This window comes from Niabella ginsenosidivorans, assembly GCF_001654455.1.
Lineage (GTDB): Bacteria > Bacteroidota > Bacteroidia > Chitinophagales > Chitinophagaceae > Niabella > Niabella ginsenosidivorans.
The window spans coordinates 307,696-320,297 of the sequence record NZ_CP015772.1 but is presented as its reverse complement, the minus strand read 5'-3'; the positions used below and the strand labels follow the sequence as shown (position 1 = coordinate 320,297).

The 12,602-nt window shown below is 46.3% G+C and carries 10 protein-coding genes; 1 reads left to right on the top strand and 9 read right to left on the bottom strand.

The window, feature by feature from the left end; genetic code table 11:
- The first annotated feature begins 25 nt into the window (after positions 1-25).
- Entirely contained in the window at positions 26-934 is a 909-nt protein-coding gene (locus tag A8C56_RS01400) for an NAD(P)/FAD-dependent oxidoreductase (protein WP_067751076.1), read from the top strand.
- 185 nt (positions 935-1,119) lie between these two features.
- Here the strand turns inward: A8C56_RS01400 and A8C56_RS01395 are convergent, their stop codons facing one another.
- The 9 genes from A8C56_RS01395 to A8C56_RS25385 all read right to left on the bottom strand — a co-directional run bounded on the left by A8C56_RS01395 (position 1,120) and on the right by A8C56_RS25385 (position 12,333).
- Positions 1,120-1,329 (bottom strand): hypothetical protein, encoded by a 210-nt coding sequence (locus A8C56_RS01395; protein WP_067751073.1) that lies wholly within the window; start codon positions 1,327-1,329, stop codon positions 1,120-1,122.
- A gap of 52 nt (positions 1,330-1,381) precedes the next feature.
- On the bottom strand, positions 1,382-2,788 hold the full coding sequence (locus A8C56_RS01390) for a radical SAM protein (protein ID WP_067751070.1): 1,407 nt from the start codon (positions 2,786-2,788) through the stop codon (positions 1,382-1,384).
- Complete coding sequence (locus A8C56_RS01385; RefSeq protein ID WP_071609310.1) at positions 2,760-3,536, bottom strand: prolipoprotein diacylglyceryl transferase; 777 nt, start codon at positions 3,534-3,536, stop codon at positions 2,760-2,762. Before A8C56_RS01385 ends, A8C56_RS01390 begins: the two co-directional genes overlap by 29 nt.
- 124 nt (positions 3,537-3,660) lie before the next feature.
- Entirely contained in the window at positions 3,661-6,585 is a 2,925-nt protein-coding gene (locus A8C56_RS01380) for an FAD-binding and (Fe-S)-binding domain-containing protein (protein WP_067751068.1), read from the bottom strand.
- A 93-nt stretch (positions 6,586-6,678) separates the two neighbouring features.
- On the bottom strand, positions 6,679-7,074 hold the full coding sequence (locus A8C56_RS01375; protein WP_067751065.1) for a response regulator: 396 nt from the start codon (positions 7,072-7,074) through the stop codon (positions 6,679-6,681).
- Between the two features lie 238 nt (positions 7,075-7,312).
- Positions 7,313-8,188, bottom strand: coding sequence for a succinate--CoA ligase subunit alpha (sucD, locus tag A8C56_RS01370; RefSeq protein WP_067751063.1), 876 nt, complete (start codon positions 8,186-8,188; stop codon positions 7,313-7,315).
- 117 nt (positions 8,189-8,305) lie between these two features.
- A complete protein-coding gene (locus A8C56_RS01365) occupies positions 8,306-9,217 on the bottom strand; it encodes an ABC transporter ATP-binding protein (RefSeq protein WP_067751060.1) in 912 nt (303 codons plus the stop codon).
- A 26-nt stretch (positions 9,218-9,243) separates the two neighbouring features.
- Positions 9,244-9,981, bottom strand: coding sequence for an MlaE family ABC transporter permease (locus A8C56_RS01360; protein WP_218917228.1), 738 nt, complete (start codon positions 9,979-9,981; stop codon positions 9,244-9,246).
- A gap of 27 nt (positions 9,982-10,008) precedes the next feature.
- The gene (locus tag A8C56_RS25385) at positions 10,009-12,333 is read right to left on the bottom strand and encodes an NADP-dependent malic enzyme (RefSeq protein WP_067751054.1); all 2,325 of its coding nucleotides are present in this window, start codon (positions 12,331-12,333) and stop codon (positions 10,009-10,011) included.
- Positions 12,334-12,602 lie beyond the last annotated feature (269 nt).

Here is a 12,602-nt window from a genome sequence, read left to right as displayed (position 1 = left end):
ATCTATCCTTTAAAAAAATTATTTTATGCCAGAGAGTAAGCATTTTGACGTGATCATCATCGGCGGAAGCTATGCAGGGCTTTCTGCGGCAATGGCTTTGGGCCGTTCGCTTCGCAATGTGCTGATCATTGACAGCGGGTTACCCTGCAACAGGCAAACACCCCATTCGCACAATTTCATTACGCAGGATGGAGCACCCCCTGAGGTAATAGCGGAAAAAGCCAGGGCACAGGTATTGAACTATGACACTGTAAAACTCCATAATGATCTTGCTGTTAGTGGAACAAAAACGGAGAATGGCTTTGCGATCACTACCGGGTCAGGCGTCATCTTCCACGCAAAGAAGCTCATTTTTGCAACGGGTATCAAAGATCTGATGCCCGGTATAAAAGGGTTTGCTGCCTGCTGGGGCATTTCCGTAATCCATTGCCCCTACTGCCACGGCTATGAATTCCGCGGTCAGCCAACAGGCATTCTGGCAAACGGCGACCGGGCCTTTCATATTGCATCCCTCGTCAATAACCTCAGCAATGATATTACCATTTTAACTTCGGGCAAAGCCGGTTTCACTGAAGCCCAAAGGACTAAACTGCATAAGCATTCTATCAGGATCATAGAAACACCGGTCACCGGAATTGAGCACGGAAACGGTCATCTTAAAAATGTGGTCTTTGACGATGGCAGCAGGATGCACTTCACTGCGGTGTATGCTGTTATTCCGTTTACCCAGCATTCGGATATTCCCGTTTCGTTAGGTTGTGAGCTGACAGAACAGGGTTACATTAAAACAGACAGTTTTCAAAAAACAACTGTTGAAGGCATTTTTGCCTGCGGCGATAACACATCGCCCATGCGCTCTGTGGCCAATGCGGTTTCAGCAGGAAATTTTGCCGGTGCGATGGCCAATATGGAGTTGACAAATGAGCAATTCTAACAGGGGTTGTACTTAATGTGCCAGCCACTTCTTCAGGTTGCCTTATTGCACAAAACCGATGTTTACTATTAAGAGGTTTTATGCGCCCGGCTATAGTTTTCACAGCATCTTTGTTGCGTTGCACACTTCTGCTGCGGAATATGAAGCAGCAATAAAGAGCAGGTTCCAACCACTTGTAACTACGATTAATGAAATCCGCCAAAAGCCCCGGTGCAAATAGAAAAGCCGATCACTACGGTAACAACCGCCACAATAAAACCGATCAGCAAAAGCCTTGTTCCGGTTTTCCTTACCCGTTCATCTTTACTAAACAGCATTACAATGCCCACAAGCATTATAACGGCACAAAGGGCGGGGATCCCAAACAGCAGGAACAACAAAAAACCATCATTCATACCAGTAATTTTTCATTTTTGATCATTAACGACGCCGCTGCGTTGCACTTCCTCAGACCAGCGTTTCTTCAATACTATTCTGCAATTGCTTTACATATTGTTCCTTCTCATCCCTGTAAAACAGGTTCATGGTTTCAAAAGGAATCAGGCGGCCGTCTTTATGCACAATATGCACACAGCTTTTTTTAATTGCCCGCACATCAAAATCATAGGCATCAATAAACCGCATAATAATGATGCGGAATAAATTATTATAGGTAAGCCCTGGTGCCTGTATCTGCGGCAGGCAGCACAACAACTGGTTCATGTTCTCCTCTACGCGATCTACCGAAATACCGGTGCTGAATATATTGATCATTTTTTCCTTTAACGCATCGTCCTGCTCATAGATGATCGTGTTCCTGGAATTATCCAGCAGCTGTGCCGGGTCTATATAACGCGTTAACGGGAACACCTGGTTATTCAGCTTTAATGCATAGCCCATTACCAAGGCATCCGGGTTACAGGGTACGGGGATCAGGTCGTTGGCATTAAAGACCGTTGTCTGCTCCAGTATCTTTTGCCGCACATCGGTCATCGTGATCCGGTTCACCGCCGGGTCAAAATGCTCTGTCCGCCCCGCTACCTGCACCGGCTGAAAGGTAACGCCCCGCACACAGGGCTGTTGCAGTGCATAGTCAATAATGGCACCTATTTCATCATCGTTCACGCCTTGTTGCAGGGTCACCACCAGGGTAGTGGATAAATTCAGGGCATTCAAATGCTCCAGTGCCTTCATGCGCACTCCCAGCAGGTCTTTCCCCCGCAGGTTGATCAGCGCCTCCGGTTTAAAAGAATCAAATTGCAGGTAAATTTCAAAGTCCGGCATATAACCCGCCAGCCGTTTTACAAACTCCTTATCCTTGGCAATGCGGACCCCGTTGGTATTGACCATTAAATGCTTAATGGGCTTTGATTTGGCAATATTCAGTATCTCAAAAAAATCAGGATGCACCGTAGGCTCTCCGCCACTGATCTGCACCACATCCGGCTGTCCCTCATTAGCCACAACAATATCCAGCATGCGGTTTACTTCTTCTACTGTTCTGTGCCGGCCATAATGCGGGCTGCTCATAGCATAGCAGGTAGGACAGGTAAGATTACAGCGATCCGTTATTTCCACCACCGTCAGGCAACTGTGCTGTTCATGATCTGTACAGAGGCCGCAGTCATACGGGCAGCCATAGTGTGTTTCCGTGTTGAAGCGGAGCGGCGTTTCAGAAGGCTTATTATAGTTGCGGATATTTTTGTAATAGGGTATATCTGTAGCAATCAGCACTTTTTCAAACCCATGCTCCCTGCAGTTCTTGAGCATATAGACCCTGTCATTTTCAAAAACGATCTTGGCATCCACTCTTTTTAAACAGGTGCTGCAAAGGCTTATGGTAAAATCATAGTATGTGTAGGGGCGTACCGGCATCAGTAGTCAGCAATTTTTTAGGATGAATAATAAACCGAATATAATACAATAATCCCAGCAAACAAGCTACCTGAATGGATGATAACCCGATAGCCCAGGTATAGTGCGGTTTTATAAAGTCCAGCAAAAAACGGAATACAAGGTACCCGACCATAAAAAGCTTAAACAGGGCCCCGTTATCCAGTGGGTAGCGGCGAGACGCCCACCGGATCAGCCACCATAACACCACCAGGAAACCGATCTCATAGAGTGCCACCGGGTGGCGCATCAGCCCATCACCCAGATCCATGCCGGTAAATGCGGTAGTAGGTAGTCCATAGGTTTCCTCATACACGCCCATACTAAAACAACCAATACGGCCAATGACCAGCCCAAGAAGAATTGGATAAACATACAGGTCGCCACTTCGTTGTTTTTCACCTACTGCTTTTTTAGCCAGTTCTACCCCGGCCAGTCCACCCAAAAAGCCACCCACAATGGTTTTGTTGGCATACAGGTATAGCAGCGGGGAAGTGCTGCGTTGTAAGGCTATGGGGTCTTCCAGCCCGCCCAGAAGGCGCGACCCCAGCAAGGCGCCCAGTGTGGCACCCAGTAAAATATACAGCCGGTGCAGGCCGGAGATAGCATCGCCCTTTTTTCTGCGTAGATAGAGATAATATCTAAACGCTATAAAAAAAGCAGCAATCTCCGTTACCATATGTAACAGGATCTTATGCGTACCGATATGCAGGTAGACCGGGAAATTCAAGCTTTTAAATTATTTACGGAAAGATAGGGTATCTATTTGAAGCAGGAGCGCTTCAAATGATTAGCAATGATGTTTATGAATTGAGCGTATTTTTAAAAAACATACTCCGTAAAACCTGTTGTAGCTATTGTTTCAACGCTTCCCACAGCACTTCCACCGGGTGCAGGCTTTTTCGCCCGGTTCCGTCCTTTATCTGGTGGCGGCAACTGGTTCCTGATGCAGCAATAATGGTTTCCGGAGCAGCACCTCTTACAGCCGGCAGAAGCACCAGCTCTCCTACTTTCATAGATACCTCATAATGTTCTTTCTCATAGCCGAAAGAACCGGCCATGCCACAGCAGCCGGAGGGGATGGCTTCCACATAATAATTTACAGGAATGCCCAGCACTTTTAGTACAGACGGTACAATACCAAATGATTTCTGGTAACAATGCCCGTGCAGTTTCACGGTCCGTTTTTCCCGGGTGAACTGCTCTTCCTTTATGGCACCTTTTTCATATTCATCAGCCAGGAACTCTTCAATTAAAAGACTGTTTGCAGCCAATTGCCGGGCAGCATCTTTTAAATGAGCAGGCACCAGGTCCGGCGCCTCATCCCGGAAAGTGAGCAGCGCACTGGGCTCAATACCAATTAATGGGCACTCCCGGGTTACCCGCCCTGAAAGTTGTTGTACATTACCACTGATAATTTCCTGTGCCTTGCGCACCAGCCCTTTTGACAGCCAGGTACGGCCGCTTTCTTCATGCTCGGGAATCATAACCCCATAGCCCAATGCGTTTAAAAGCCGTATGGCCGTTTGACCGATCTCCACATCATTGTAATTGGTAAATTCATCGCAAAACAGGTATACCATACGGTCAAACTGCTGTGCCTGTTGCTCTGTATATTTCTGAAACCATTTCCGGAGCGTGGTTCTTCCTACAAAAGGCAGGGAACGTTTTGGCGCAAACCCTGCTATCTTTTTAATGACTCCCGATGTAAACCGGTTACCCACAAAAGCATTATACACTGCCGGCATCTTTATACCAACCTGTTGCGATCTGGTGAAACCGGCAATCAGCCGGGAGCGGAACGGCACCCCATTGGCATCATAGTAGTGCTGTAAAAATTCTGCTTTCAGTTTGGCGATATCCACTCCGGACGGACATTCCGACTTACAGGCCTTGCAGCTCAGGCAAAGATCCATTACCTCTTTTATTTCCGGGTGATTGAACGGATTCTCTCCTGATGCGTTTGTCAAAAACTGCCGGAGCACATTGGCCCGGGCACGCGTGGTATCTTTTTCCTGCAAGGTGGCCATATACGACGGGCACATGGTGCCACCGGTTATATGCGATTTACGGCAATCGCCCGAACCGGAACATTTCTCCGCCAGGCGCAGGATATTTTCCTGGCGGGTATAATCAAAAATTGTTACTATTTTCTTTTGCCGGTGGCCGGGATTATAACGCAGCTGCTCATTCATTTTAGGCGTATCTACAATTTTGCCTGCATTGAAAATATTATCCGGGTCAAAAACAGCCTTTACCTGCTTCAGTAAGCTGTACACCTTCTCCCCCATGGCAGCAGCAATAAATTCCCCGCGCAAACGCCCGTCGCCGTGCTCACCACTGAGGGATCCGTTATATTTCTTCACCAGCGTAACGGTATCTCTCAATACATTCCTGAACGTTTCTTTTCCTTCTTCTGTTTTCAGATTGATCATGGGCTCTACATGCAATTCGCCCGCTCCGGCATGCGCATAATAAGAAGCCGTTAGGCCGTACCCCGCCAGCAACTGCTGTAGATCTGCAATATAAGCCGGTAAATCTTCCGGCGATACGGCACAATCCTCAATCAGATTCACCGGTTGTGTGTCACCCGGCATATTCCGGATCAGCCCCAGCCCCGCCTTACGGATATCCCAGGCCAGTTTGGTTTTAGTCCCTTTAATAACCGGATAAGCATAGCCCAGTCCCTGTTTTTTTAAGTCCCCGATCAGCCGGTTGGTTTTTCCATCCAACGCTTCGTCAGTATCTTCCATAAACTCCACCATCAGCAGGGCTTCCGGCTCCCCTTCTATAAAAAACCGGTTATGATCATAAACCGGATGCCCTTTGGTAAAGTCCATAATGTATTTATCAACCAGTTCTGACGCCATTGGTAAATGCCGCAGTGCAACATTATTAGCGTGCAGGGATTCTATAATGGAGGTACAATGGATGCAAACCAGCGCATCTTTTGCCGGGGGTAACGGCAGCAAATTCAGCTTCGCTTCTGTAACAAAAGCCAGGGTGCCCTCTGAACCTGCTAACAGGTGACAAAGGTTCAATCCGTCTTTACCCTGTTCCAGCTCATCCTGCAGGGCATCCAGTGCATAACCGGTATTGCGGCGGGTTAAGGACCGTTTGGGATAATCATTGCGAATGACCGTTTTATTAGCTTCGTCATTCAGCAAATTCATCAGTTGGCTATAAATACGCCCTTCCAGATTATCCTGTATTGCTTTTTTGCGAACGGCTTCTGCAGTATAGTGCTTCAGCACCACTTCTTCACCATTGCTCAGCAGCACGGTGGCTTCCAGCAAATGCTTTCTGGTGTCGCCCCATACTATGGAATGCAGCCCGCAAGAGTTATTACCAATCATCCCCCCGATCATGGCACGGCTGGCAGTAGAGGTTTCCGGTGCAAAAAATAAACTATAGGGTTTTAAAAACGCATTCAGGTCATCCCGGATAATACCGGGTTCCAGGCGCACCCATCGTTCATTGGTATTTACTTCAATTATTCTTTTAAAATACTTTGAAGTGTCTACCACAATACCGTTGCCTACTACCTGGCCGGCAAGGGAAGTGCCTGCGGCGCGGGGAATCAGGGTTACCCTGTGGTCATTGGCAAACCGGATCAATGCCAGCAGATCCTTTTTATTTTTTGGCACAGCAACCGCCAGGGGCTGTTCCTGGTAAACAGAGGCGTCTGTGGCATAAACGATCTTCTGCGCTTTATGCGCATACTCATTACTATAATACAATTCCCCGCTGAAGAACGGTTCCAACTGTTCAAGATCCATAATAACACAATAAACGATCTGCTAAAGGTAGTTCATAGTTTATAAACTACGTGGGCAGCAGTTTGGTAAGTAAACAGGACTGTAAAGGGGGAACTAATTCATCAGCTCAATTATTTTTTCAATACGGAGCGGCTTAACGATGTAGTCCACAATTTCAGGATAAGACTTTACGCGTTCCTGGTCCTCATCAGAAAAAGAAGAGCTGACCATGTAAACACTGATCCGGTCTTTAATTTCCGGCGGCAGCAACCGGTATTTATTCATAAACTGCCAGCCATTCATAACCGGCATTTCGATATCGAGTAAAATAATATCCGGTATCCCGGAAGGATTGTCTGCAATGGCCGTTTCCAATACATCCATGGCTTTCTGGCCATTCTCAAAGAAATCCAGCTTATATCCTTTATTTTGCCGTGCAAAAAGTTTGCTCATTAAAAGCCGGTGAATCGAATCATCATCTACAATAAATATTTCCTTTCCTGTTTTCATGAATAGAAGGCAATTTGAACGTTTTCAAATTCACTACAAATAATACTACCGGTTTTCAGATAAGCAGCAGCCATTAAGGTGTTGCTCCAAACAGTATTTATATTTTCCTTAATATACACGCTACGGCAATTGTCTGGTTAAGAAGAGCAGTCAAATTTAGAATAATTTCGGAATATACTTGCTATTAAAAAATGCCCCTTTTAAGTGGGGCATCATGATCAGCTGATTTTTTTTGTTGTTATTTCTTTATTACTTCAGCCATCGTTTTACCAATATCTGCCGGGCTGCTTACCACATGTATGCCGCACTCACCCATGATCTTCATTTTTGCAGCAGCGGTATCATCCGCACCCCCCACAATGGCGCCTGCATGTCCCATCCGGCGGCCGGGAGGAGCTGTTTGCCCGGCAATAAAACCAACAACCGGCTTTTTATTGCCATTTTCTTTTATCCATCGGGCAGCTTCGGCTTCCATTCCACCACCAATTTCACCAATCATTACAATGGCATCTGTTTCATCATCCTGCATAAATAGTTCAACGGCTTCCCGGGTAGTAGTACCAATGATCGGGTCTCCGCCAATACCGATAGCCGTGCTGATGCCCAGTCCTGCTTTGGCAACCTGGTCGGCAGCTTCATAAGTAAGCGTTCCGGATTTGGAAACAATACCTACACGGCCTTGCTTAAAAACAAATCCCGGCATAATCCCTACTTTACATTCTCCCGCAGTGATCACACCCGGACAGTTGGGGCCGATCAGCCTTGTGGCAGTCGATTGCAGAAAGTTTTTTACCGCCACCATATCCTGAACAGGGATCCCTTCTGTAATGCACACAACCAACGCAATGCCTGCGTCCGCGGCCTCCATAATAGCATCCGCCGCAAAGGCCGGCGGTACAAAGATGATGCTTACATTAGCCCCGGTGGCATTGACACACTCCGCAACAGTATTAAATACAGGGCGTTCCAGATGCGTGCTGCCACCTTTACCAGGTGTTACACCACCCACAACGTTTGTCCCGTATTCTATCATTTGCGTAGCATGGAACGTACCTTCCGTACCTGTAAACCCCTGCACCAATACTTTAGAATCCTTATTAACTAAAACTGCCATAAGTTGCTTATTATTTTTATTTTGAATGTTGCAAATGTAACTTTTCGATTTGATATTTAGAACTTAATGTTTTTATTGGATTGCTTACAGGACCGGCCGGAAGTAAGGCTGTTTTCTTTATTTTTTTGGAGGGGCTTTTTTCTCAGACGGCTCATCTGCTTTTCCCGGGTCGCCAATATGCCCGTCCCCGTCAAGATCAACATTCAGCTTTTCCTCTATTGCATCTTTGATGCCGGCTTCCACTTCTTTGGGAATTTCTCCGGTTTCCTGGATCGTGCGCATATTTTTTGCATCCCTTAAAAATTCTGACGCAAAAATGAACTCGTTCAGCTTTTCATTCTTACTAAAAATAATCTCTTTATTATTGCCTTCCCATTCTTTTTCACCCTGGTGCATATAAATAATATGATCTCCTATTTCCATTACGCTGTTCATGTCATGGGTATTGACGATCGTTGTCATATCATACTCTTTTGTGATTTCATGAATCAGTTTATCGATCACAAGGGAAGTTTGCGGATCCAGTCCGGAGTTGGGCTCATCACAAAAAAGATATTTGGGGTTCAGCACAATGGCACGTGCCAGCGCCACCCGCTTCTGCATGCCCCCACTTATTTCTGACGGAAATTTTTTGTAGGCTTCTTCCTTTAGCTGAACACGGTCCAGCACCTGTTTTACCCGTTCTCTTTTTTTTGAATACTTTTCATTGGTAAACATATCCATAGGGAACATCACATTCTGTTCAACTGTCTGGCTGTCAAACAACGCTCCGCCCTGGAAAAGCATTCCTATTTTTTCCCGGATCGTTTTTTGTTCTTTATCGCTGAGGTTTACAAAATCTGCACCATCATATAATACATTCCCCGATGTGGGTTTAAATAACCCCACCATGCATTTCATTAAAACCGTTTTGCCGCTTCCGCTGCTGCCAATAATGAGGTTGCATTTTCCATCATCCATTACAACGCTTACCCCCTTTAAGACCGGCTTCTCATCAAAACTCTTCTTCAGATCTTTCAGTTCAATCATACTTATGAAATTATCGGGTGAGTGGGTTACAAAAGCAAAGCAGAAAGCACATAATCTGCCAGTAATAATAATACGCAGGAAACAACTACGGCCCTTGTGCTGCTGTGACCAATTTCCAGGGCACCACCTTTTACATTATAGCCATAAAAAGCCGGAATGGCAGTAATGATAAATGCAAATACAATACTTTTAATAAGCGCAAAATAAACGTTGTAGGCCTTAAAGCCCATTACAAGACCGGAATCAAAAATTGCAGGGTCAATAATGCCCGCTGCCGTGCCCGCCAGGCGTCCGCCCCAGATACCCAGGATCATTGCCAGCATAATCAGTAAAGGAATCGTAATAAGGCCGGCCAGAATTTTAGGCAGGATCAGGTACCCCTTGGTATTAATGCCCATGATCTCCAGCGCATCAATCTGCTCACTTACCCGCATATTGCCCAGCTCACTGGCTATTTTACTGCCCACCACGCCACAAAGGACAATACAGCTTAAAGTAGGTGCAAATTCAAGAATAACCGTATCCCGTACAACCTGGGCAATGGTCGATTTAGGGATAATGGGAGAAACCAGCTGGTAAGCTGTTTGCAGGGTAGACACCGCTCCGATAAAAACAGATATAATACAAATAATGCCCAGCGAGCCAATGCCGATATCATTGCACTGGATCATAAACTGCTTCCAGTACATTTTAACACTTTCCGGCTTGCGAAACATGCCGCCGGCCATTTTAATAAACTCCCCGAACTCTTTTAATATTCTCAACTGATTAATTTTTATTGAGTCGATCCGTTATTTTTTCCTCAAAAACCCTTTCCCGCCTTTAGTACCGGGTTCCTGTTCTTTTGACTTTAGCTGTGCTTCTGTGACCGCTATCATTGCCATATTTACAATGCCACTTACAGTGCTGCCCAGTTGCAGCAGGTGTACCGGTTTTTTCAAACCCATCACTATGGGGCCCACTGCATCTGTGGAACCAATTTCCAGCAGAATGTTATAGGCAATATTACCGGATGCTAAGTTAGGAAAGATTAGGGTGTTAACCTCATGCCCAACCAACTCACTAAATGGGTACATTTCTTTTAACAATCTGTTATTCAGCGCCACATTTGCCTGCATTTCCCCATCAACCACCAGATCCGGCATTTTTTCCTTTACAAGGGCCCTTGCCCTGGCTACCAGTTTCGCCTCCGGCGAATTGCTGCTTCCAAAATTCGCATAACTGAGCATGGCTATTTTGGGAACGACGTTCAGCGCTGCTACCTCCCTTGCCGTTAATAAAACAATTTCTGCCAGCTCTTCAGCAGTGGGATTAAAATTTACAGTGGTATCTGCAAGGAACAAAGGGCCTTTTTTCGTCATTACCAGGTACATTCCTGCAACGCGGTTAACGCCGGGCGCCGTTCCTATAATCTGCAGGGCCGGGCGGATTGCCTCATCATATTTTTTAGTAAGACCGGCCAGCATACAATCGGCATGGCCCTGTTCTACCATCATGCACCCAAAATGGTTCCGCTCCTTCATCAGCTTATATGCCTCGTCCTTTGTATAGCCTTTCCGGGCGCGCATCCTGAAAAAGATCTCACCATATTCCCTGCAGCGTTCGGCCATTTCCTCACTGCGCGGATCAACGATCATCATACCCGACAGATCAATGTTGTTCTCCGTTGCTATTTTGGTTATTTCCTTTCCGTCGCCAATCAGTATCGGAAAACCGATCCCTTCTTCCAGTACGATCTGGGCAGCTTTCAATATCTTCACGTTCTCCCCTTCCGCAAATATGATCCGCTTCGGGTTTTGCCGGGCTTTGGCCCCTAACGACCGCAATACATGGTTCCCCATGCCCAGCCTGCGTTCCAGCATCAGTGCATATTGATCCCAGTTCTCAATATGATGACGTGCTACTCCCGATTCCTCAGCGGCTTTGGCTACGGCCAGCGCCACTACAGGCAACAGCCTGGGATCAAAGGGTTTCGGAATAATATATTCCGGGCCAAATGCGATCACTTCCTGGTTATAGGCCCTGTTTACCGCATCCGGAACCGGCATCTTTGCCAGTGAGGCCAACGCCTTTACAGCCGCCAGTTTCATGGCGGTATTAATAACCCCTGCCCTTACATCCAGTGCGCCCCTGAATATGTACGGAAACCCTAACACGTTGTTCACCTGGTTAGGATAATCGCTTCTTCCGGTAGCCATAATAATATCCTTACGCGCGCGGGTAGCATCCTCCCAGGAAATTTCCGGGTCGGGATTGGCCATGGCAAATACAATAGGATTTTTGGCCATACTTTTGATCATATCGCCATTGACAATATTTCCCGCGCTCAGGCCCAGAAACACATCGGCGCCCTTCATGCCTTCCCCAAGTGTCATGCCTTTGGGGGCATTGGCGAAAGGAAGTTGTGTTGGATCAAGATCCGTTCTTTCTTTGTGCAATGCGCCTTCTTTATCAAACAGCAGAAAGTTGGCAGGCTTTGCTCCCAGCTCCTGATACAGGCGGATACAGGCCATAGCAGCCGCTCCTGCTCCGCTGATCACAAACCGGACCTTATCGATTTTCTTTTTCTGAATTTCCAGTGCGTTGATCAATGCAGCAGCGCTGATGATCGCTGTTCCATGCTGATCATCGTGCATGACCGGAATATTCATTTGCTTTTTCAGCTCCTCCTCTATGTAAAAACATTCGGGAGCTTTAATATCTTCAAGGTTAATACCGCCGAAAGTTGGCTCCAATGCCTTTACGATTTCCACAAACTTCTTCGGGTCTTTTTCATTGATCTCAATATCAAAAACGTCAATATCTGCAAAAATTTTAAACAGCACACCTTTCCCTTCCATTACCGGTTTTCCGGCTTCCGGCCCAATATTACCCAATCCCAATACAGCCGAGCCATTGCTGATGACCCCTACCAGGTTCCCTTTAGCAGTATATTTGTAAACATTCTCAATATTCTTTGCGATCTCCAGACAGGGTTCCGCCACACCCGGCGAATAGGCTAACGAAAGATCTCTTTGTGTTTTTGCCTTTTTTGTGGGGATTACTTCAATCTTTCCCGGCCGGCCTTTGGCATGGTAATCAAGCGCCAGCTCTTTTCTTAAATCATTTTTTGCCATAATATCAGTTTCTCATCCGGCTGGTCCCGGCGTGCAGCACGCTTAATCAGCCGGCAGCGGTTACAAAAATAGCTATTTAGGTATGAAAGCCTTAAACTAATGCCATTAGAATCTTATATTTGACAGGTTAATTCTCAGAAACTTTAGAAGCGCTATGAAACATTCATTATAAAATGTTCATCCCGGTTGCCATCAGGATGGCACCCGCTTGCCAACGGAAGGCAGGCATTAACCCAAAACCTGCCTGCGTAAACCAGGCATTAAAAAAT